The 22879-nt window shown below is 47.1% G+C and carries 16 protein-coding genes; 4 read left to right on the top strand and 12 right to left on the bottom strand.

The window, feature by feature from the left end:
• Positions 1-13: 13 nt before the first annotated feature.
• The 4 genes from EFA47_RS05690 to EFA47_RS05675 are packed head-to-tail and all read right to left on the bottom strand — an operon-like array spanning position 14 to position 3748.
• Positions 14-445, bottom strand: coding sequence for a hypothetical protein (locus EFA47_RS05690; RefSeq protein ID WP_122642381.1), 432 nt, complete (start codon positions 443-445; stop codon positions 14-16).
• 1 nt (position 446) lies between these two features.
• Positions 447-1697, bottom strand: a complete 1251-nt coding sequence (locus EFA47_RS05685) for an ABC transporter ATP-binding protein (RefSeq protein WP_122642380.1) — start codon at positions 1695-1697, stop codon at positions 447-449.
• 3 nt (positions 1698-1700) lie between these two features.
• Positions 1701-2477 (bottom strand): ABC transporter permease, encoded by a 777-nt coding sequence (locus tag EFA47_RS05680; RefSeq protein WP_122642379.1) that lies wholly within the window; start codon positions 2475-2477, stop codon positions 1701-1703.
• A 2-nt stretch (positions 2478-2479) separates the two neighbouring features.
• Positions 2480-3748: a glycosyltransferase family 4 protein gene (locus EFA47_RS05675; protein ID WP_122642378.1), complete on the bottom strand. Its 1269-nt coding sequence runs from the start codon at positions 3746-3748 to the stop codon at positions 2480-2482.
• A 175-nt stretch (positions 3749-3923) separates the two neighbouring features.
• Between EFA47_RS05675 and EFA47_RS05670 the strand changes: the two genes are divergently transcribed.
• The 3 genes from EFA47_RS05670 to EFA47_RS05660 are packed head-to-tail and all read left to right on the top strand — an operon-like array spanning position 3924 to position 7006.
• Positions 3924-4994, top strand: coding sequence for a mannose-1-phosphate guanylyltransferase (locus EFA47_RS05670; protein ID WP_122642377.1), 1071 nt, complete (start codon positions 3924-3926; stop codon positions 4992-4994).
• A gap of 24 nt (positions 4995-5018) precedes the next feature.
• On the top strand, positions 5019-6041 hold the full coding sequence (gmd, locus tag EFA47_RS05665) for a GDP-mannose 4,6-dehydratase (protein ID WP_122642376.1): 1023 nt from the start codon (positions 5019-5021) through the stop codon (positions 6039-6041).
• 20 nt (positions 6042-6061) lie between these two features.
• Positions 6062-7006 carry a GDP-mannose 4,6-dehydratase gene (locus EFA47_RS05660; RefSeq protein ID WP_122642375.1) on the top strand — a complete coding sequence of 315 codons (945 nt, stop codon included), beginning with the start codon at positions 6062-6064 and terminating at the stop codon, positions 7004-7006.
• 139 nt (positions 7007-7145) lie between these two features.
• Here the strand turns inward: EFA47_RS05660 and EFA47_RS05655 are convergent, their stop codons facing one another.
• Positions 7146-8114, bottom strand: coding sequence for a glycosyltransferase family 2 protein (locus EFA47_RS05655; protein ID WP_122642374.1), 969 nt, complete (start codon positions 8112-8114; stop codon positions 7146-7148).
• Between the two features lie 96 nt (positions 8115-8210).
• Entirely contained in the window at positions 8211-10706 is a 2496-nt protein-coding gene (locus EFA47_RS05650; protein ID WP_122642373.1) for a GH25 family lysozyme, read from the bottom strand.
• 295 nt (positions 10707-11001) lie between these two features.
• On the opposite strand from EFA47_RS05650, the gene EFA47_RS05645 reads away from it, so the two are divergent.
• On the top strand, positions 11002-12183 hold the full coding sequence (locus EFA47_RS05645; protein WP_235853223.1) for a lipopolysaccharide biosynthesis protein: 1182 nt from the start codon (positions 11002-11004) through the stop codon (positions 12181-12183).
• Between the two features lie 142 nt (positions 12184-12325).
• On the opposite strand, the gene EFA47_RS05640 is transcribed toward EFA47_RS05645, so the two are convergent.
• The 6 genes from EFA47_RS05640 to cdaA all read right to left on the bottom strand — a co-directional run bounded on the left by EFA47_RS05640 (position 12326) and on the right by cdaA (position 22839).
• Positions 12326-16687 (bottom strand): family 78 glycoside hydrolase catalytic domain, encoded by a 4362-nt coding sequence (locus tag EFA47_RS05640; RefSeq protein WP_122642371.1) that lies wholly within the window; start codon positions 16685-16687, stop codon positions 12326-12328.
• 4 nt (positions 16688-16691) lie between these two features.
• Positions 16692-19343 carry a glucosaminidase domain-containing protein gene (locus EFA47_RS05635; RefSeq protein WP_122642370.1) on the bottom strand — a complete coding sequence of 884 codons (2652 nt, stop codon included), beginning with the start codon at positions 19341-19343 and terminating at the stop codon, positions 16692-16694.
• Positions 19344-19453: 110 nt separating this feature from the next.
• Entirely contained in the window at positions 19454-20374 is a 921-nt protein-coding gene (locus tag EFA47_RS05630) for a nucleotidyltransferase family protein (RefSeq protein WP_122642369.1), read from the bottom strand.
• A gap of 42 nt (positions 20375-20416) precedes the next feature.
• Positions 20417-20692 (bottom strand): HPr family phosphocarrier protein, encoded by a 276-nt coding sequence (locus EFA47_RS05625; protein WP_122642368.1) that lies wholly within the window; start codon positions 20690-20692, stop codon positions 20417-20419.
• A 19-nt stretch (positions 20693-20711) separates the two neighbouring features.
• Positions 20712-21980, bottom strand: coding sequence for a CdaR family protein (locus EFA47_RS05620; protein ID WP_122642367.1), 1269 nt, complete (start codon positions 21978-21980; stop codon positions 20712-20714).
• The gene (cdaA, locus tag EFA47_RS05615) at positions 21967-22839 is read right to left on the bottom strand and encodes a diadenylate cyclase CdaA (RefSeq protein WP_122642366.1); all 873 of its coding nucleotides are present in this window, start codon (positions 22837-22839) and stop codon (positions 21967-21969) included. Before cdaA ends, EFA47_RS05620 begins: the two co-directional genes overlap by 14 nt.
• Positions 22840-22879 lie beyond the last annotated feature (40 nt).

Raw genomic sequence — 22879 nt, 5'->3', positions numbered from 1 at the left:
TTTGCTCCTTACTTTACTTATTTTCCAGTTCCTGCACCCTTTTTTCCAGCGCCTCTATCCGTTTCTCCAAGGCTTCTATTTTCCGGTTACTGTCTATATAGGCATCGATCTGGTTCAAACATTTAGCCACTGCTTTATTGTACTGGTTCTGCTTCTGCACAATAGGGATAATATAAAAGCTCACTGCCTTTCTGGCAGCACTTTTTATTTTATATTTTACCTTTGCACTGAATGTGTTGGCCCACAGAACAGGGTGCTCCTCTATATAATAGATCTGGCGTACCTTCTGCATCCAGTCATCCAGCTCCCGCTCATCAAAATCCCCGTTATATAGACGGCGCAGCTCCTCCACCTCGCCAAAACTTAGTTCATTATCCTTGTACCCCTTGCTCTGGATCTCACGGCGGATCTCCTTCATAATCTCTTCTACATTAATATCAGTCATTTTATTCTCCTTCTGCCAAAACACCTTGGATTTTCCATTCATGCTCAAGACGTGTGGTCCCTGTATCCGGCTTTGATGAATAGATTTCTATTTTATGGGCCTGCCTCCAAAAATCCATGTCATCGCCTTTAATATTCTGGATAGAAACATCAAAATAAAAAATACAGGGCAGCAGGGGCACCTTTTTCAGGATTACCTCAAATCTGCCGTCCTCTGCCACACAGAACTCCTGCTGCTCATCAATTGCCGTATTCGTACCATAACATGCAATGCCGTCAACCCTGGAGAGGCCAAACCCGAATACTGCGCGCTCCACAGGTTTATTGACTTTATAGTCTACACGCAGATGTATGGTCTCATGGGTGGCGAATACTTCTTTCTTCTCCCCCTCATCATCCCATGTACTTACATCCGTTATTTCTATGTTCTTGTTCCCCCACCGCATGCCGTTGTACTCGTCTGGTTTTTCGGCGTGCTCTGATTCTCCTTCTTCCTTGTCCAGTATCATCTGGCGCTGAAGGCCCATATAATCTAAATATTCAGGATGTACGGCCCTTGGACTTCCGTCTGCCTTAATCAGGCCTTCATGTATCCAGATCGTGCGGTCGCAAATCTGTTCGATCTGCCCCAGGGAGTGGGACACAATTACAATCGTAGTGCCCTGGTCCTTGATTTCCCGCAGCTTTCTGAAGCACTTTGTCTGAAAGTTCACATCCCCAACGGCCAATATCTCATCGATCAGAAGAATGTCTGCATTTACATTTATAGCCACTGAAAAAGCCAGACGCATATACATTCCCGATGAATATGTCCTGACTGGATTATCCAGAAATTCCTCCAGCTCAGAAAATTCTATGATATCATCCATTCTCTCGTCTATCTCTTTTTTAGTGAGGCCGAAGATAGAGGCATTGGTATATATATTCTCCCTGCCGCTCATATCCGGGTGGAAGCCTGCCCCCAGCTCAAGGAGGCTTGAAACTCTTCCTTTCATCTCAATCGTCCCCCTGTCCGGATACATGATGCGCGTCAAGAGTTTCAAAGTGGTGCTCTTCCCACACCCATTGTGCCCGATCAGTCCGATGGCCTCCCCTCTTTTTACCTGGAAGCTGATGCCCCTGAGCACCCATCTGTCCTCATACCGGTTCCTCTGCCAGAAAAGCATCTTTTCTTTGAGCTGGCTTCCCTTGTCAAAATAGACTTTAAATTTTTTTTCTACATCTTTTACTTCTATCACATTGCATGGTTCCATATATTATAATTCCTCCGCAAAATTCTTCTGCAGCCTGCCAAAGACAACAAAACCCAGCAGCATTACGATAATCCCGAAAACCAAAGCATTCACCAGAGTGCTGATATGGGGAATCTGTTTGTAATACAGAATATCCCTATAGGCAATAATGACAGAAGTCATAGGGTTTAAATAAAAAAACTGCTGCAGTTTGGACGGCACAATGGATACATCATACATGATAGGCGTCATGTACATCCACACCATGCTTACAATCCCGAGAATATGTTCCATGTCACGGAAATAGACAGTAATGGCCGATGATACCATGGCTATGCCCAGGGCCATCAGATACTCTATAACCATAATGGCCGGAAGGTATAAAAGTGCAACCGGGTTGACGCCTGTCCCTGATACGAACACTACCCCGAAAATCACGATAAAACATAAAAGCATATTGACAAACGCTGTGGTTACAAAAGAAATCGGCAGAACCTCCCTTGGGAAATATATCTTTTTCACCATATCCTTCTGGGCCAGTATGCTGCTTGCCCCGCCCGTCAAAGAAGAGCTGAAGAAAATCCAGGGCACAAGGGCGACAAACAGAAACAGATAATATTTTTCTATAGGAGAACGCAGCAGAACCGAAAATACAAGGGTGTAGACCATCAGCTGGAGCAGCGGGTTGATAAAAGTCCACATAAAACCGAGCACAGAGCCTTTGTAACGCCCTCTTAATTCTTTTCTCACAAGGCTGACTACCATCTGCCTGTACGCATATAATTCTTTGACTAATCTCATACTTAGTACTGCCTTTCTTCTATTATTTCATGCAGGCGCCTCTCCATCCTCCCGATGGCGGGAGTTTTGCCCAGGACTTGTTCCACATGCTCTTTTGCATTACGCTGGATGTCTTCATAGAAAACCCGGTCTGAATATAATCTTTTCATATATTCTGCAGCTTCCGATATGTCAGGGTCTGCCCAACGGCTCCCTTTTTTATAAAGGTTACTATCCTTTTCCAACTGCACAAACCCGTAATCTACCATACATGCACAGGTGCTGTCCATAAACTCCGTGTTAGATGACCAGTTTGTTGCAATGACAGGCGTCCCCCCTATCATAGCCTCAGCCAGAACCAGTCCAAACCCCTCTGCACGGTGAAGCGAGGAAAACACATCTACACATTTTATCAGGCTGTTTACCTCGGTCTTTTCCAAAATATCTGTAATAAAATATACATTATTATATCCTTTAAGCCTCTCTTTGATTAGGGCAATCTCAGCTTCCCGGGCATTATTCATTTTCAGGACCAGGCCCACCTTTGGATCCTCCTCAGGGAACGCCTTCTTATAAGCCTCAATTGTCCCAATCGGATTTTTCCGCTCAATCGTACTATTACAGTCATACATGGCCAAAAACAAAAATTTCTCCTGGGGAAGGCCGAAATATGCCCTGCCGCAGTTCTCCCTGCATGGCGCCGTCACCCAATATGGAATCGTCTTTACTGGCAGGTCAGCCTTTCTTCTGATACTGCTGCCTGCAAATTCAGACGGCGTCCATATTTCATCCAACATCTTTGTGCACATCAGCCATTCATCCGGGAATTCCTCCAGCTCCCACAGCCAGAAGCCTATATTATACCTGCCCTGCCACATCTCCAACTCTGTCTCCATAAAAAAGCTTTTAAGCTCAAAAGGATTAATGTGGATCAGATTCACTGAATATGGCAGCTCTTTGCCAATGTAAGCATCCCATGCAGGGTCGGAAGATCTGGGCACCTTTGGCAGCCTGTAATCGTAAATCTTAAAGTCAATCCCGCTGGCCTTCAGCATGTCCGCCAAAAGACGGCAGCTCTGTCCTAAGCCGATCTCCGCCTTCACATCCCCTATCAGGTTCACACCTTTTAAAAAATCCCCTGCATGGGAGGTTTTCTTCCTCTGCTGCGCCATGGAACATAATTTTTTGTCAATCATACGCTCTTTTGCAGCCCTTAGTTTACTGTCAGGTATAAACGCCTTGAGTACAGGCTTCAATCTTTTTGCTACTTGGAAAACAGATATTTTACTCATCTTTATTTATAATAACCCTCTCGTTAAATTACAATAAAAGCTATCCTACATAATAACAAACCCGCTTGTATAAGTAAAGTCATTTCACTAAAAAAGGCTGGCGCTATTGTTTTTGCGTATAAAATATTGTATGATATTAGCGTTATACAGGCAAAATGAAACAAAGGAGGTTATTATGAAAACTACTGCACTTATTATGGCAGGAGGCAAGGGTGAGCGCTTTTGGCCCAGGAGCCGCCAGGCTCTCCCAAAACAATTCCTTTCCCTGACCGGCGACGGCAAAACCATGATCCAGCTGACAGCCGAAAGGATTCTGCCATTAGTGGCCCTGGAGGACATATATATTGCAACAAATAAAAACTACAAGAAGCTGGTACAAGAACAGCTCCCGGATCTGCCGCCAGAAAATATTATCTGCGAGCCTGTGGGGAGGAACACTGCCCCCTGTATCGGACTGGGAGCCATGCACATCAGCAGAAAATATGATGATGCATTAATGATTGTACTCCCTTCTGACCATTTAATTCATAATAATGAAATTTTTCTGTCTGTTCTTCAATCTGCATGTAATGTGGCAGAAACAGGCAATAACCTGGTGACTCTTGGCATCACCCCCAATTATCCGGAGACCGGGTACGGGTATATCAAATACAATCCAGGATCCCGCTGCCAGGATGCGTATGAGGTGGAACAATTTGTTGAAAAGCCAGATTTAGATACGGCCCGCCAGTATCTGGAAACCCGGCGGTATCTTTGGAACAGCGGAATGTTTATCTGGAAGGTATCTTCTATCCTGCATAACATGGAAGAATTTCTCCCCGCCACTTACCAGGGCCTCCTCAGAATCAAAGAGGCAGTGGGCGGCGATGCCCAGGATACAGTGCTTAAGCAGGAATTCGAGAAATTCCAGTCTGATTCTATCGACTATGGCATTATGGAGAAAGCTTCTGATATTTATATCCTGCCTGGAGATTTCGGCTGGGACGATGTAGGCTCCTGGCTGGCTGTTGAGCGTATCCGGGGCGTAGACTCCCACCGCAATATGTGCAGTGGGAATACCGTTGTCTATGACTCTGAAAATTGTATAATCGAAGGGACAGACAAGCTCATAGCCGCTGTAGGCTTAAAAGATCTGATTATCGTGGACACGGAGGATGCCACCTTAATATGTAATAAATCTTCTGCCGGCGATATCAAAAAAATCTTGGAACAATTAAGAACTTCTGACAAAAATCAATATTTATAAATTAAAGAATAGGATGGTAAAAAAATGAAAAATGCATTAATCACTGGTGTAACTGGACAGGACGGCTCTTATCTGGCAGAGCTTCTTTTAGAGAAAGGCTATAATGTCTACGGGATTATGAGAAGGAAAAGCGTTGTTGACTACGGAAATGTGGAGCATCTGAAGGATAAAATTCATTTTATCTATGCAGACATGACAGATATTGTCTCCTTAATCAACGCAATGAAAATCTCCCAGGCAGACGAAGTTTATAATCTGGCTGCACAGTCCTTTGTAGCTACAAGCTGGGAGCAGCCTTTGGCCACCGCTGACATTGATGCCCTGGGAGTCACCAATATGCTGGAGGCAATCCGTACAGTAAAACCCTCTGCGCGTTTTTATCAGGCATCTACTTCCGAGATGTTCGGACTTGTACAGGCAATCCCACAGTGTGAGACTACTCCTTTCTATCCCCGCAGCCCTTATGGGGTGGCAAAGCTTTACGGCCACTGGATCACAAAAAATTACAGAGAAAGCTACGGACTTTATGCCTGCAGCGGAATCTTATTTAACCATGAGAGCGAGCGCCGCGGAAAAGAATTTGTCACAAGAAAAATCACAAATGCTGTTGCAAGAATCAAGGCCGGACTGCAGGATCATCTGGAATTAGGCAATATGGACTCCAAGCGTGACTGGGGCCACTCTAAAGATTATGTAAAAGCAATGTGGCTGATGCTACAGCAGGATGAGCCTGACGATTATGTTATTGCGACAAATGAGACCAGGACAGTCCGTGAATTTGTAGATATTGCTTTTAAATGCGCTGGTATCGAGGTAGAATGGTCAGGAGAAGGCATAAATGAAATCGGAAGGGACAAAGCAACCAAAAAGACTCTTGTAAAAGTAAATGAAGCCTTTTTCCGCCCGGCGGAGGTAGATATCCTGCTTGGCAACCCGGCCAAAGCCGAGGAGAAACTTGGATGGGTGAGGGAGATCTCTTTTGCAGAATTGGTGGAGAGAATGGTTAAAAATGACATGGCTCTTGTTGAGGCTGAATCCAACAAATAAATTTACGGAGAACACACTTTATGAAAGCTTTAATTATAGGAGGCTCTGGTTTCGTAGGCAGCTATTTGATACAGGAATTGCAGGAGGCCTGGGGATGGCAGGTGGAAATCACCAAGCTTCCTTCTGAATCCTGCCCGCTAAAGACTGTAGAGGTTTATGATTTAGATATCACCGACAAGGAGGCAGTTTCCTCACTTTTGGCAAAAGTACAGGCTGACTATATTTTTCATCTGGCTGCCATGAGTTCCGTATCCCTGTCCTGGAAAAACCCAGGCCTGACAGTAGATATTAATATAAAGGGAACCTTAAATGTCCTGGACGCCCTGAAAGACTCGAAAATACATTCCCGGCTTATACTGATTGGTTCAGGGGAAGAATACGGGCATATTCTGCCCGGGGAACTCCCCCTCAGGGAATCTAACCATGTACGCCCAGGCAATTTATATGCCGCCACAAAGGCTTTTCAGAACATGGCGGGCAGAATCTACCAGGAGGCCTATAACCTGGATATTATCAGTGTAAGGGCTTTCAACCACATAGGCCCCAGACAGCTCCCTACTTTTGTAGTCAGTGATTTCTGCAAGCAGATCGCGGAGATTGAATGTGGCCTGAAAGACCCCCTTATGAAGGTAGGCAACTTAAGTGCGCGCCGGGATTTTACAGATGTAAGAGATGTTGTCCGGGCATATGTGCTTCTGGCCCAGAAGGGGGTTTCCGGGGAAACTTACAATGTAGGCACTGGCACGGCCTATCCCATACAGCATATATTGGACAGCCTGCTGGATCTCTCAAAAGTTCAGATAGAAGTGGCCAGTGATCCGGCTAAAATGAGGCCTGTGGATGTCCCCGAGATTGCAGCAGATATATCCAAGCTTCAATCTGCTACCGGCTGGACTCCCCGCTATGGCCTGCCGCAGACTTTGTCAGATACCCTGGACTATTGGAGAGATACAGTACGTTCATAATATTTTATGGCATTGACAGTTGTTTCCTGTGACCACGGAGTGATTTTTGTTGCATAGGAAATCCAATGGATTTTCCTATGTAATAAAAAAGGACTTGCCCCATAGAATTAGAATGATCTATGGGCAAGTCCTTTTTTACTTAGTCCTGCTCTTTATGGCTATCCTTTGCATCCTCATAATACATTTTGCTTACTTTATAACGTATATCTTCCAAAAGCTTCCGGTTGGCAGATATAATATCTGCCTGCAGCCCGATCACGAATGTCATAAACCCAAGCATCATGAGCGTACTGGCCAGTATCAGCGACTGTACATGGCCTCCGCCTGTGCCCAGGAAAAAGTATACCATAAACCTGATTCCCAAACCCAGGCCTATCAGAAAAGGAATGGCTGCAAAAATCGTAAAGAACCGCATAGGCTTATACATCATAAAAGCTCTTAAAATGGTCAGCATGGACTTCTTTACATAGCCGAACATACTGCTGAACAGCCTTGAGGGCCTCAGCTCGGCATTGGTCCTAATAGGAACTGACGTCATAGCTATTTTATTTCTGCCTGCCTGTACGATAGTCTCCAGGGTATACGTATACTCATTGCTGACATTCATCTGCATTGCCGCTTCCCTGCTGTAAGCCCGGAAACCGCTGGGGGCGTCAGGTATATCTGACTTGGAAGCAACACGCACCACCCAGCTCCCGAAATGCTGAAGTTTCTTTTTTAAAGGTGAGAAATGCTCTGTCTGGTCAATGGGCCTCTCGCCGATTACAATATCTGTCCTGCCTTCAATGATTGGGCGCACCAATTTCTCTATATCATCGGCACAATATTGGTTGTCTGCATCTGTATTCACAATAATGTCAGCGCCATTTCTGAGACATGCATCCAACCCTGCCATAAACCCTTTAGCCAATCCTTTATTTCTCTTAAAATTCACGATATAATGAACGCCCCATTTTTTTGCCACATCGACAGTGTTGTCCTTGCTGCCGTCATTGATAATCAGATATTCTATCTGATCGATGCCGTCTATCTGTTTTGGCAGGTCATTTAAGGCAATCTCCAGGGTTTCCGCTTCATTATAACACGGAATCTGTATAATAAGTTTCATCCATCCTATCCTTCCTGTTCCCAACTTGAATACTAAAAATTTGCCGGCCCATACTTCCGTTTTCCCTCACGAGTATAGGCCGGCAGATCCATAGTGCTATTTAATAAATGCCCGGTCTGTACTGCCCGGCGCTGCTTCCCCCTTAGGCACAAGCTTTATCTGAATGGCTTCCAGGCGCTTTGCAAGACCCTCTGTCCCTGCACTGTCACCATTTTTCGCCCAATCCAGCCAGCCGTATGTCTGTACATGGACACGGTAGTATATGTCATAGTTCTCTTCCATCTCGCCTGTCAGCTTAATCTGTATTGCCTCCAGACGCTTTTTGAGGCCCACTGTCCCGGCATCGGCTCCGTTTTCCACCCAATCCTGCCAGCCGTATGTCTGTACATGGGTCTTGTACTGAATATCCCCTGCATACTTCTGCTCGGACAGATATATATTCACAGCTTCCATACGTTTCGCCTGCCCAGTTACGCCGCCGGTTTTTCCATCTGCAGCTTTCCCGGTCCAGCCATAGGTCTGCATATGAGTCTGGTAGAGTACGTCACGGTGCTTAAATGCATTGCTGGTATCGCCAGGCGCCGCGCCGCCCTTTTCAACAAGGCGGATCTCAATCCCCTCAAGGCGCTTGGAAAAGTCCGAGGTACCTGCCTTCTCCCCGTTCTTGGCCCATCCCAGCCAGCCATAGGTCTGTACATAGGTGCGGTAGTAAATATCAAAATGCTGTTCCATCTCGCCTGTCAGCTTAATGGTGACAGCTTCCATTCTCTTGTTTTGGCCCGGCAGTCCGCTGACCGCATTGTTAGACTGCTCTGTCTGCCAGCCGTAGGACTGCATGTACGTATTATAGACAACATCACCGCTGTACTGCTGAAGATTAAGCTGTACTTTCAGCGCCTCGATGCTCCTTGCCTGCTCTGAAGTTCCACTCATGGCGCCATTGGCTTGTTCTGCCTGCCATCCCTGTCCATTCACATAGGACTGGTAGGACACCCCAGCTTCTTTCTTCTTGAATGCGTTGTCTGTGCTTCCCGGCGCGGCCTGTCCCTTTGGCACCACTGCAATCTGCAGGGCCTCCAGCCGCTTTCCGTATCCTTCTGAACCAGCTGCCTCTCCATTCTTGGCCCATCCCATCCATCCATAAGTCTGGGCATGGACACGGTAATAAATATCATAATTTGCTGCATTACTTCCAGTCAGCTCAATCTTCACAGCCTGGACAGCTTTACTCTGCCCTGTTGTCCCTGCCACTGCGCCGTCACTGACATAATCCTGCCAGCCGTCATCCTGTACAAGGGCGCTGTATTTGACTCCCAAATCTCCATAACCGCTGCCTACACTAATCTTAAATGCTTCCAGCCTTTTAGAATATCCGGCCATCCCTGCATCGCCGCCGTTTTGAACTGCATCCAGCCATTCAAAGGACTGCATATAAGCAGAGAATGACAGAAGATTTGCATCCGTCCCGCTTACTGTCCCATTATCCTCTACACTTTCATCCATGAGGAAATTCAGGTCTACATTGCCGCTTATTCCGGCAACACTTCCCTTGGAAGTACACTGCCATATCTCATATGTCCCTGCATAATCACAGGTAGAATTATACTGGGCAACCCATTTTGACCATGCACTGTTATTAAATACAGAACTGGTCAGGTGGTTTGTCCACCAATCCAGGTTTGCGTAAACCCCTACCTGGTACCCTGCCGCAGTTATGGTGTCACAAAATGTCTTAGCAATCTGCCCTTTCATATCATTGCTGAGTCCCTTTGTGGAATTATCCTCCATGTCAAAATAGACTGGATATGAAAGACTTTTGCCGCTAATCAGCCTGAGCACATGCTGTGCCTCACTTTTAGCCATAGATGTATCTGTGGCATAGGAATAAATGTACACGCCGTAGGGAATGCCCAGCCGCTCACACTCCGATACATTATAGAGCCACTTCTTATCATCCTGGGATGTAGAATCATTCCCATAACCACATCGGATAATGGCAAAATCAATTCCGTCCGCCTTCACCTGGGCCCAGTCAATATTCCCCTGGTGTTCACTGACATCGATTCCCTTTTTCTTGGCTCCGATAATGGCCTGGCCATTATCATTCATGTATACCCCGTTTACCTTTTTCCACGCATTGGCATAACCTGCCCTGGAGGATATTTCATAATTCTCTATCAGATTTCCATCCTGGTATCTCCAGCTGTTTTCCTTTAACTCCTGGCTCTCCTGGGATGCTGTCTCTGTACTGTCATCGCTTTGGGCCGCAATCCCCGCCTCTTCTGAAGTATTTTCCTGTTCCTCCGCCTGCTCTGGAGCTGTTGTATCATCCCCTGTCTGTCCAGCCTGGCTTTCCTCGGAGGATGCTGCCTCAGCGCCCGCGCCTGCTTCTCCTGTTCCTTCTGCTTCACCGGCAGTACTGCCAACCCCTTCTGTCTGGCCCTGCTCCCCGGCCTCTGCTGTCCCATCTTCCTGCACAGCCGCCTCACTTTCAGGAGCTGCGTGGCTGATGCTTCCATAAGTGCTAGTATTTCCTGCAATTATGCAGACTCCCAGCAATGCTGCCAGCATTTTTCTAATGTGTCTCTTCATTTACTACTCCCTTCTGTAAAATGATACAAAATATCTCATACTTAATAAGTATATTCTATTTTTCTTTTATATGTCAATAGCCAGTACATCAAATCTTTGTTATCCTGGCCTGCCTCTCTTGACTTTTCCCGCAAACATATGTAACATACACATCAGTAATTGTATGTTCTGATTCAGTAAAGGAGTGTTTATCATAAATAATTTTCTAACCACATCAAAAAACAGGGAGCAGTCTGCCTATATATGGAATTCTTTCTCAGCTATGCTTAATTCCTTCCAGGCGGTTGTTATCCTGATGGTAATTTCCCGTATCGATAATGTCACAGATGCCGGTACTTTTGTCATCGCTTACGCGATTGCCAATCTTCTCATCATGGTGGGGCGCTATGGGGTCAGGCAGTACCAGGTATCTGATATAAATGAACAGTTCTGTTTCAGTGAGTATTTCCGCCTGCGGATTCTTTCTACGGTACTTATGATGCTTGCAGCGGTCTTTTATACAGCCTTTCTCTATATGGGCGGTTCCTATGACTTAGAAAAATCAATTGCCGTTATACTCATCTGCGGCATCAAAGCAGTGGATGCCTTTGAGGATGTATACCACGGCCTTTTCCAGCAGCAGGGAAGGCTTGACATTGCCGGAAAGATTCTGACTATACGGCTGGGCATATATATTGCTGAATACATGGCCGTCTATTTCCTGACTCATAACTTAATATTCACAACTACAGTCTGCCTTATCACAACCATACTGTTGTCTGTATGTATGAATGGCTCTGTAATTGGGATCTTTACTTATAAAAAGGAAGGTTCCCGCAGAAGCCACATAAAGGAGCTTCTCATAGACTGTTTTCCAATATTTATTTCCACATTTCTCATGGCTTATGTGGCAAATGCCCCTAAATATGCAATAGATATCGTATTGACCAGCCAGGAACAGGCGCAGTTTAATTATATTTTCATGCCAGTCTTTGTTATCAGCCTGCTCAGTACATTTATTTACCAGCCTATGATTAACCGGCTGGCCATCATCTGGGGCGAAAGAAAGCTGCGGCAGTTCTGGTTCCTGATCCTCCGCCAGACAGTTCTTATTGGGGTTTTGACCATCCTGGCAATGGGCGGCGGCTATCTGCTGGGAATACCTGTTCTTTCATTATTATATGGGGTAGATCTGGCGGCTTACCGGGCTGAGCTGGTGATTTTACTTTTGGGAGGGGGCCTCCTGGCCCTTGTCAATTTCTTTACAATGGTCATTACTATTACCAGATATCAGCGCCATCTTATCTGGGGGTACCTGCTGATCAGCCTCTGCTTTCTTCTTGGAGGCCGGAGAACGGCTATGGCAGGAGGTATCATGGGGATCTCAGCCTTTTACACCATCTCAATGATCGCACTGGCCATAATTTTCCTTATCTATATCTTTGTCATTGCCAGGCTTTCTATAAAAAAGAGCTCTGCAAAAGAGCTGCGGCAATAAAGTTGATATGCTCCCTCCTAAGCCACAAGTTTAAATGATTTCACATTTCACTTGTCTGCCTAGAAGGGAGCATATCATGCTACCATTGCCACAGCTCTTTAGAATCCTTTTTTAATGCAGTCTTGATCAGAAGAAAGCCTTTCTATCCGTCACTTTCCAGAGAATCCGATTCCGGCGCCTCTATGTTTTCCAGATCTGAAGAATTTCCCGTACCATCCTGGGTGCTGTCACTCATATCTCCCTCTCCGCCGGCCGGGGACTGGACTTCCTGATCCTGGTCAGGTTCTGCTGCATCTGGATTTGGAATAACATCGGACTGACCCTGATTTTCCTGGATCTCTTCCCTCTTTCCACTGCTTTCTATGTGCCCATCTTCTTCTGGCTTATCCAGATTCTCCTGCCCGTCAGACTGGACAGAGACTGCATTTTTATCGTGGTAAGCCGTCCCTCCTGTATCAAATGCCTGGCCTTTTTCTACCAGCTGTATGCGTATCCCTTCCAAGCGCTTCGCATACCCGGCTGTACCGGCAGGCTCTCCATTTTTTGCCCAGCCAAGCCAGCCATAGGTCTGGGCGTGGACTTGATAATATACATCATACTTCTCGGCCAGCTGGTCAGTCAGCTCTATCTGAATTGCCTCCAGGCGCTTCTTCTGCCCTTCCGTACCGCTCATGCCGCCGTCCCAGGCCCAATCCTGCCAGCCATAGGTCTGCACATGGGTTTTATAGCGGACGCTTCCTGCCACTCCAGGCATATTTACAGATATTTTGATGCCTTCCAGACGCTTTGCCTGCCCTTCTGTGCCGCTCATTTCTCCATTCTGTACCTGGCTCTGCCAGCCATAGGTCTGGACATGGGTGGAATAACGGATTCCAGGGCCATCCTTATCCACATATGCCCTGTCCGTACTGCCTGGAGCCTCACCGCCTTTTGTCACCAGCCTGATCTGGATTGCCTCCAGGCGCTTCGCATATCCTGCTGTGCCCGCAGGTTCTCCATTTTTTGCCCACCCCATCCAGCCGTAGGTCTGGGCGTGGACTCTATAATAAATATCAAACTTCTCATTTAACTCTTCTGTCAGCTGGATCTGGATTGCCTCCAGACGTTTCTTCTGTCCTTCTGTACCGCTCATAGCCCCATCTGACACCCAATCCTGCCAGCCATAGGTCTGGACATGGGTTTTATACTGAACCTGCCCGGAATAAGGCAGATTCTTAATGGATATTTTAATACCCTCCAGCCGTTTTGCCTTTCCTTCTGTGCCGCTTGTCATCCCCTCATAAACCGGGGACTGCCAGCCATAGGTCTGGACATGGGTGGAATAGGTAAGGTCATCTTTCTGGATTGCCGCCCTGGACGTGGCGCCGGGCGCTTCCCCTCCTTTGTCAACCAGTTTAATCTCCACGGCCTCCATCCGTTTGGCCATTCCCACAGTCCCTGCAACTTGGCCATTCTTCGCCCAGTCGAGCCACCCATAGCTCTGGCAGTAGGATCTGTAATAAATATCCCAGCGTGAAGCCGCATCACCTGTCAGCTCTATCTTCACAGCCTGTATTGTCCGGCCGCTTTTGGGCCTGCCGCCGACTGTCCCATTCTCGGCCCAGTCAAGCCATCCTTCGGAACTTATATGGGCGCTGTAGCGCACTCCGCCGGAGGTCCCAGAATTGAGGATCATTTTAATCCCTTCAAGTCCAATAGCCTTACCCGTACTGCCGCTCATATTTCCATTGGTCTCCAGCGCTGACCAGCTTTTCCCATAGGTGCTGTATACCACACTGTCATTCTCAGCCAGCTCCGTGCCATCTGCATAAATCCCGGCATGATAGCTTATCTGATAACTTCCGGCGCCAAGCTGTATTTGCAGAAATCCATCCTGATAAGAAGCATTGACCGCTCCCCCGTTGACAGACACCTGGCTCCCCTGGGTGGCAGAAGGGAGCTTTATATCAGCCGTTGTGTTGGACGGCACTTTTAAGTTTACTTGCATACTCCCATCCCCGCCAATAGTATAGGCCGCTTCTATCCGCCCCTTTACAGTGGGCACTTCCACTGAGGCCTGCCCTAACCCCCCTGGCTGCAGTTTTACCTGAAATGTCTGGAATCCCCCGGATGTAGGCTGGATCCCAAAAAGTCCTCTTACCATCCAGCTTCCCGGTGCAGAACCCCACGGATGTAAATTACTTAAATTTCCCTTCACTGTACTGTCCCACGCCTCAGCAGCAGTGGTATTCCCTGTCCTGTAGAGCATGTTAGACCAACTGTGGCTGCCTGTATATTGGCTCGGATTTGTCATGACTTGCCTGGCCAGGTCTCCTGCATTGCTGTTATACAGTCCCTGAAGAAGAAAGTAAGATCCATATACACTCATCTGCACAATGCCGTCTCTTTGGATCGACTCTGACATCCTGCCAGCCATCTGGAGGTCTGAATACACGCCAAATGCAAGGGCAAAAGCTGTAGCATGTTGGGAAGAATGTTCTACAATCTGGCCGGAAGATGTCAGGCCGTCATAAAAAGTCCCTGTCTCTGCATGATACAGCTTCTGGATCATATTATTTCGTATCGTATCTGCCTGTGACTGGTAGTAGGAGGCATCCTGGCCGTTTCCCAGTACCGAGGCTATGGATGCCATACTGTCATATGCGCCGGCGCACACTGCGTTGAGGACAGTATTATAGTATACCTCATCGGTATCATAGCCGTCTCTTTCTCCGGCCGGCCAATCTACCAGAATGGACTTGGCAGGAGGCTGCACCAGGCCAGCGCTTCCGCTTATGGCCGTACTTCCCATCTGGTTTTTCAGAACCTGGTAGTCCTTCTCCAGCAGAGAAGTATCCCCTGTATACAGGTAATCCTGCCACGCTGCCATCACAGCGTAATACCCATACTCTGCAGGCCAGGTAGGATTGTACAGAAGATAGTCAACAGAATGCCTGGCCAGCGCGTAATCATCACTGTAAGAGTGATTGGACATCATCTGGATAAAGGCGTCCCCCTCATAGGGCATACGCTCCCTGCTCTGGGTGTCCACATATAACTGCTGGCTGCCTGCTTTAATAGTATTTTTACATAATGCATTCAAATCATTCAGTGTCTGGCTGCTGCTTGTAAATGCCGACTCAGCATCTTCGAACTTCTTGCGGATTTCCAGGCCTGTAACATTGGCCTTTCCCAGTGGAACAGGACTGGAATAAATCTGGACATAGCGGAAGGTTTTCATCCCCGTTCCCGGTATCTCCTGATCCCCCGTCCTTAAAGTCCACTTTTCCTCGTAAACATTCCCTGTATTCAGTTTATAAATCACATTTCCGCTGCCGTCTAATTGCTCCCCGTAACGGACAGTAATCCCTTTCTGGGAACTGGAATATATTTTCAGCGCTATGCTCCCCGCAATCTCCCGGCCCATATCAATAACATAGGAACCATCTCCTTTTTTAGTTACTGAAGCCGGCTCCACCGTATATCTGGAGACATTGTCAGAAGGATATGGTTTCAGGCTGAAAGTGCTCCCCACATTAAATGCTGAGGTAACGCTGGTCCAGTTCTGCATCGTATAAGATGAGCTCAGCCACCCGTGGGGATAGGCTGGACTGTTCATGTTTTCTGCGCTTGCAAAATAGTACCCTGTGCCAATGCTGGTTCCATTATTCCCATAAATATTGTTTCCCCTAAGGGCCAGCCAGCTGGAGGAATCCCGGCCAGAGTTTGTGACAATCTCTGAGCTCCCATCCTTGTAAAATATAGTCATCTGGCAGAGAAAGGCCCTCTGTGACCTTGCATAACACACAGCGCCCAGAACATTTTCCCCGTTTTTAAGCAGATTTGTCACATCATAGGAATTATAATACAGCTCCCCATGGTTTACACGGCTGGGGCCAATGCCTGCAATATTCTCGTTGACAAAAAAATGGTAGACATATTGTTTGGACGGCTCCGGGGAAGAGGCCGTCACATTCACCACCGCCCTGTCTATATTTCCTGTGTTCTTGCTGAATCTATATCTGAAAAATGCAAAATCATCTGTCCCCGCCCAGATGCCTGCCGTGCTCTTCCACTGGCTTCCCACTTCCGTAGAAAATGGCCTGGCCTCAGACAAGCCGCTGGCAGTGCCGTTTACATCCCTGACCTGTACCTGCCAGTAATATAACCGGTTATGTTCCAGGCTCTTTCCCAACTTCACGCCTGCACTTTTATCGGAGGATACCCAGCTGCTGTCATAGACATATTGGCGGCTCTGCATATCCTGGGCCGTTTTGCCGATCACGATGCGGTAGGCCGCCTGCTTTGTCCCCGAATCCATACTCCAGGAAAAACGGATATCATCTGCCGGCACGCCGAACGGCTCATCCATCAGATTTATTTTCAGGTTGGCCGGCACGCCAGCCGCCCTTTCTTCTGCCTGCACATGAAGGCCGAACACAAGAAAGCTGAAAATAAATGCAGCTGCAAGAATGTGTAATTTATATAAAATGCTCTTTCTGCCTAAACTGTTCCTATTCTTCATAATCCTATTTTTCCAGGTAACACTTTTCTGTGCTGCCCGGAGCTGCCCCTCCCTTATCTACAAGTACAATCTGGATAGATTCCAGACGCTTGGCATAACCTGCCGTACCGGCTTTCCCGCCATTTTGGGCCCATCCCAGCCATCCATAGGTCTGGGAGTGCACCCGGTAGTATATATCGTACTTTTTAGCCATCTCTCCTGTAAGCTCTATCTGTATAGCTTCCAGGCGTTTGGCCTGCCCTGTGGTGCCACTGACAGTACCTTCACTGGCCCAGTCCTGCCACCCATAAGTCTGTACATGGGTCTTATACCTGACAGAGCCGCTGACTGGCTTTGCCTTAAGGGAAATTTCAATCCCTTCCAGACGTTTGGCCAGCCCCGTGGTACCGCTTACCCCTCCGTCATAGGCATATCCCTGCCATCCATAGGTCTGTACGTGGGTCCGGTATTGTATTTGCCTCTGCTTAAATGCATCTGCAGTACTGCCCGGAGCTTTCCCGCCTTTTTCCACCAGTACAATCTGCAGTGCCTCAACCCGTTTGGCATAATCTGCTGATCCGGCATTTTCTCCGTTCTTCGCCCATCCCATCCAGCCGAACGTCTGGGCGTGGACACGGTAGTAAATATCATAATGCTTTGCCATCTCTCCTGTAAGCTTGATCTGTAATGCTTCCAGCCTCTTCCCTTTTCCGACTGTCCCTGCTTCGGCATTGTCCCTGACCCAGTCCAGCCAGCCATAAGTCTGGGCATAGGCGCGGTATTCTACGGAGCCTGCATAGGGTGCATTCTTAAGCTGTATTTTAACGGCCTCCATCCGCTTGGCCTGTCCCTCTGTCCCCGAGGACTCCCCATTTTTGGCTGTTCCCAGCCAGCCATAAGTCTGTACATGTGTGCTGTAGGCAACAGCGAACATTGTGCTGTTCTCTACTTCCCCAGAAACAATACTCACAGACTGGCCCTGTACATACCCGTACATAGACGAAGCATTATATTTTCCAGAAGAATTATCAATGCCCGTCCTGGAACTGTTGAGGACTCCGTCACTCTGTACGCGGTAAAAACCATTTTCTTCTTCCAGCACAATAAAAGCATGGTTTGACTGGTTCCCAGTCGTGTAAATATTGGCCGAAGAGGCGCTGCTCTCCTTTCTGACAGCCACGTCCGTGTGTTTGGTATTCATTGTATCCTTGATTCCGATTGTATATTGATGTCTGTCCAATGACTCTGAGTCAAGGTTCCAAGCAATGTTGGCAGCTTTTTCCCCCCAATAGGGGTCAGAGGCATACTTTACATTAATCCCACTGGCCTTATTCCCTAAAAACCCCCCATAATAATTCCAGGCATTGGGATTTAAATATTTTTTGGACATCCATCCCTCTGCAAAATTTTTAATGCAAACTTCTGGGCTGGAAAATGTATCCGCGCTTTCTGTGGGTGAGGAATCCACGGCATTAAGGCCAAACAGATTATTTTTCCCCATGGCCAGGCCGCTCTTTCCCCATCCGCTTTCATTTGCGGCAATCCCTGTCATAATCAGGGCATTTACGCCGTATGTATCCTGATTCCCGATCAGGCTGCTCCCTGTATTTAACATCTTAGAGCCACTTCCCGCCCCAGCCTTGGCGCTGATTTTGCTGTTTAGCTGGGCCGCCGTATAATTTGTCCGGCTTCTCAGCGGAAGGAATTGGAAATAATTATAGTATGGGGTTGTAGGATTGATGGAATTTGCCCTTGTACCATTTCTGTAATCAAAAAGCATGGTGGAATAGTTTGTGTAAAAATAATTCCCATCATAGCTGTAATAAGTAGCCCCGGTGCTCATGTAAGACTGCTGAGGCCCTACTTTCAAAGCGCTGGTTGTCTGGCTGTTCAGATTCGAACTAATCCTGTGGATAATATTGGCGCCGTCTGCATAATAGCTGCTTACACTTCCCACACTGTCTTTGTTCACAACCTGTACTTCAGACGCATTGACCAGACCGATAACCCCGCTGACCATAAATTTAACCTTTCCGCCTTCAGTGCCAAGATAAGCAGCATCTGCCCCCATCTGGCCGTACAGATATCCCTCTGTCCCTGTTCCATATTCCTGAAAAACAGTAATGTCATTTACAACTGTACCATTTTGCTTAACGCGCAGGTTTACTACCTGATCTCCCCCTGCCCGTGCCATAATCCCATCAGAATCAACAGATGGGGAGACATCGTCTGTGATATAGTAAATGTTCCCCTCCTCGTCCATACATTGTATTTCAACCGGAGTAACCTCAGCAGCCTGCTCCGGCTGCTGGTCCGCCTCATTCCCGCCAGCATCAGGCTGCTGTACAGCCTCATTTTCATCCAGGGCCTCACCACTGCCTAAAACTGCCGATTCTGCCTCTGTGCCTGAATCCTGGATGCCATCCTCTGTGGCCCCGCCGGGATTGCCGGCGGCATCCTTTGTATTGCCCTGCCCTTCAATGAGGCTGCCATCATCTGTCGCACTCCCGCCCTCTTCCTGGTATCCTGTGCTGCCGTCCTGGATATTATCTGCATTATTTTCCTGTACGGTGGGCCCGCCTGCCGCCTCTTCGGCATGTGCATCTATGCCCCGGACTGATAGCATACTGATTCCCAGGCATAAACTCAGTCCCAATGCCAATATTTTTTTCTTCATGTTCTTCACCTCTGCCAATCTATACTACTCGTATTTCCTTTCATTTCCACTTCGGTATACATACACAAAGGCATATGTATCCATAATGAATACACATGCCTTCTGCCCTTTTATGCTTCAAATAACTTTTCTGGATATACCCCAGCATCCACAAGTCCCCTCACTGCTGCCATCACAGCATCTTTATCTTCCCTATAGGTAACACCGAACCATTTATCCTCTGACTTTAATACCTTCACATCCAAAATCCCCCTGCCAAGCAGGTCCCCTATAATAGTCGGAAGAAGGTACTCTGCTTTCAGATTATCTGTATCAACATGGTCTAAAAACTTTCCAAAGCCTTCCTCCAATATCTGGAAGAAATCAGGCCTCAGTCCCCACATATTCATAGAAACCGGAGAATCCACGTCAATCATCACCTTGTCTATACCATTATCTACGACTGCGCCGCCTTCTGCCTTTTCAATATTATGGGTCTCCACAATATCCGCCAGCATGCCATTTCTATCTACCCTGCATACCCCCCGGGTTACTGCACCATTATCACTGAGAGTATTTTTCAGCACAAAACTAATCATACAGATTTCGCGCTTATCCTGGCGCTGCTCCCCTGTCAGATAAGCAAATCCTTCAATGAACGCCTGCTTTCCGTAATAATCGTCCGCATTGATCACGAGAAAAGGAGCGTCTACCACATCCTTGCAGCATAAAATAGCCTGCCCTGTCCCCCATGGTTTGGTTCTCTCTTTGAACCTCTCCCTATGGGATTCTGGTATATCGTCCACTTCCTGATAGGCATAATCCACATCTATTATCTTCTCGATACGGCTTCCGATAACTTCTTTAAAATCCTTCTCCAAATCCTTGCGGATAACAAACACTACTTTGTCAAAGCCAGCCTCCATAGCGTCAAAAATAGAATAATCCATTATAATCTCGCCGTTGGGGCCTACAGGCTCAAGCTGCTTGATCCCCCCGCCGAATCTGCTGCCAATCCCTGCAGCCATAATCACTAATGTAGCTTTGCTCATCTTCCTCTCTCCTCTTATCTAAATTGTACAGGCCAGCAATGCCTACTCGCCCAGGCCATCCTCCACAATACGCACCATCTCCCTGAGGGCCTCCTCCTCATCGTCCCCCTCGCAGATAATGTTAATCTCATCGCCGCTTTTAATACACGCTCCCAAAACACTCAGCACACTTTTTGCATTTGCAGTCACTTCTTCGTGTTTCCGTTTCTTTTCCACACTAATCTTACTGCCATACTGCATAGCGGTCTTGCAAAACAAACCTGCCGGCCTTAGATGCAGGCCAGTCGGATTTTTAATTGTAACTTTTTGGCTGACCATCTTCGAATCGTCCCTCCTCTTATTCATCCTCTGCTTCTGTTGAATCTGTTTTTTCTGTCAGTGTGACTTTGACTGTCAGCTTCTTGGTCAAGGTAATACCCGATGGCACTTCCACATTGACAGGAACCTCATATTCCCCAGGTTTCGTATATGCTTTTAAATCTATAGAAGCCGCATTTCTGACATCCAGAGTGCTCAAGGCCTCCTGGGGGCCTTTAAACTGCAGCTCAATATCTGTCTGTGAATCAAAGGATACTTTTAAATTGTCCTGAAGGTTATTCACCCGCACAGCCTCTACAGGAAGCTCTATGGTCCTGGCCCCTTCCGGCTCAATAGTAACTGTCACCACAACATTATTGGCTGTCTCATCCACAAGCTGAATGCCGTCTGGAAGATACGGAAGTATATCTACTGTTATTTCCTGTTTTTCTGACACACCGCTTATATCGACTTCTGATGCAGGAATCTCCAGTATATCAACTTCTGCCAGAGCTTCCGCTGTCCCGCAGACCTGGACTTTCTCAGGCTCACTTGTAATGGAGCTGAATATATATCCTTCCTTTGGTTCACCAGAAACTCCAAACTCCAGGCCTACATCTTTTGTATTTAATATCTGGACATTCACAGTAACGCCTTCATCTCCAAGATTATCAGACAGCTGAGTCTTATCAACTACATTTCCATTCCCGTCATAATAAACCAATTCGGCCTGCAGGACACTAGTCTTAGACAGTCCCGAGACATCTACCTTGGCCACAGCTTTATCGATACTTGATACAAGGGACTCAGAGCCACGTACTGTGATCTTTTCTGGATTTGTTGTCATCTCTCCTACAACATATCCGTCCCTGGGCGTACCCGAGACACTGACGGTAAGAGGAATGGCATTCTTCGTCTGGTCTTCAATTTTAACTTTTAGATTGTTGGGAGTGGCTTCCGCTGTATATCGTCCATCGTAACCTGGCAATGTAGCAGTAATTGGCACCAGTGATTCAATCTGCATCTGGCTCATGTCTGCTGTTGCCACAATGCTGCTGCTCGACAGTTTAGATAAGACGGAACGCTTTGCCCTTACAATTACGCTGACTGACTGTGTGTCATCCAGGATTCTGTATACCTTTCCCTCATTCGTTACAATCTCTGTGTTCTGTACTGTCACAGGTATATTGCGGAAAGTAGCGGACTCCACCGGATCGTCTATATTCACAACGATCAGCCAGAGGAATGCGGCAAATACCAGAGCCATAATCTTAAGTCCAAGATTATTCGTAAATTTATATTTCATCATTCCTCTGCCGTCCTTTCCGTATAGTAAACCGCTTCCCTTCTGACATCCTATACTGGATCTGGCTCAGCCTGGCAGTAAGGTATTCCTGCGTAACCCCTCTGGCAAGCTGTCCTCCCATAGCTACAGAAACCTGCCCGGTTTCTTCGGAAACGACAATGACCAGGGCGTCACTTACCTCGCTCATGCCCAAAGCCGCCCTGTGCCGGGTTCCCAGCTCCTTACTAATCTGCATATTATCGGAAAGCGGAAGGTAGCAGGTCGCAGATGCAATTCTGTTCCCCCTCACTATGATGGCCCCGTCATGGAGCGGTGTATTATGCTCAAATATATTCAGCAATACCTGAGATGAAACTTTACAGTCCAGCTCAATACCTGTCATCTCATACTCCGTCAGGCGGATCGCCTGCTCAATAACTATCAGGGCCCCTGTACAGACGCTCCCCATATCAAAACAAGCCTTTACCAAGCTCTGTACTGTCTCATCCGTAAATCTTTGATTCTCCCTGCTTCTGTCAAATAGGTTAATATTATTCAGCAGGTTTTTCTCACCCAGCTTTTCCAGGGCCCTGCGCAGTTCCGGCTGGAAAACCACCACAGCCGCAATGGCCAGTACATTAATCGATTCCTTTGCCAGGAAAAGTATGGTATGCATCTTAAGTATAGCGGCAACTAGGATAAACAGCGCCAGCACAAGCATGCCCCGCAGCAGCATCCATGCTTTTGTATTCTTAATCCAACGCATGATTTCGTACACAATAACCGCTACAATAATAATTTCTATAATATCAGTAAGGTGTACATTTGGAAAATACATGTCGCTCACATAATTCTCAAAGAAATTCCTAATCCATTGTTCCATATATGCCACCTCCTATTCCAAGCACCCGGACAATTATGCA

Origin of the sequence: Luxibacter massiliensis, assembly GCF_900604355.1 — a bacterium.
Taxonomy (GTDB): Bacteria; Bacillota; Clostridia; order Lachnospirales; family Lachnospiraceae; genus Luxibacter; species Luxibacter massiliensis.
Note: the sequence above shows the minus strand (reverse complement) of the source record. Positions and strands in the feature narration are given on the sequence as shown.

Coding starts and splice junctions, on each gene's coding strand:
- EFA47_RS05655 (WP_122642374.1), bottom strand. CDS start 8,114: ATGAAACTTATTATACAGATTCCGTGTTATAATGAAGCGGAAACCCTG.
- EFA47_RS05650 (WP_122642373.1), bottom strand. CDS start 10,706: ATGAAGAGACACATTAGAAAAATGCTGGCAGCATTGCTGGGAGTCTGC.
- cdaA (WP_122642366.1), bottom strand. CDS start 22,839: ATGGAACAATGGATTAGGAATTTCTTTGAGAATTATGTGAGCGACATG.
- gmd (WP_122642376.1), top strand. CDS start 5,019: ATGAAAAATGCATTAATCACTGGTGTAACTGGACAGGACGGCTCTTAT.
- EFA47_RS05670 (WP_122642377.1), top strand. CDS start 3,924: ATGAAAACTACTGCACTTATTATGGCAGGAGGCAAGGGTGAGCGCTTT.
- EFA47_RS05640 (WP_122642371.1), bottom strand. CDS start 16,687: ATGAAGAATAGGAACAGTTTAGGCAGAAAGAGCATTTTATATAAATTA.
- EFA47_RS05630 (WP_122642369.1), bottom strand. CDS start 20,374: ATGAGCAAAGCTACATTAGTGATTATGGCTGCAGGGATTGGCAGCAGA.
- EFA47_RS05620 (WP_122642367.1), bottom strand. CDS start 21,980: ATGATGAAATATAAATTTACGAATAATCTTGGACTTAAGATTATGGCT.
- EFA47_RS05675 (WP_122642378.1), bottom strand. CDS start 3,748: ATGAGTAAAATATCTGTTTTCCAAGTAGCAAAAAGATTGAAGCCTGTA.
- EFA47_RS05690 (WP_122642381.1), bottom strand. CDS start 445: ATGACTGATATTAATGTAGAAGAGATTATGAAGGAGATCCGCCGTGAG.
- EFA47_RS05645 (WP_235853223.1), top strand. CDS start 11,002: ATGGTAATTTCCCGTATCGATAATGTCACAGATGCCGGTACTTTTGTC.
- EFA47_RS05635 (WP_122642370.1), bottom strand. CDS start 19,343: ATGAAGAAAAAAATATTGGCATTGGGACTGAGTTTATGCCTGGGAATC.
- EFA47_RS05685 (WP_122642380.1), bottom strand. CDS start 1,697: ATGGAACCATGCAATGTGATAGAAGTAAAAGATGTAGAAAAAAAATTT.
- EFA47_RS05625 (WP_122642368.1), bottom strand. CDS start 20,692: ATGGTCAGCCAAAAAGTTACAATTAAAAATCCGACTGGCCTGCATCTA.
- EFA47_RS05660 (WP_122642375.1), top strand. CDS start 6,062: ATGAAAGCTTTAATTATAGGAGGCTCTGGTTTCGTAGGCAGCTATTTG.
- EFA47_RS05680 (WP_122642379.1), bottom strand. CDS start 2,477: ATGAGATTAGTCAAAGAATTATATGCGTACAGGCAGATGGTAGTCAGC.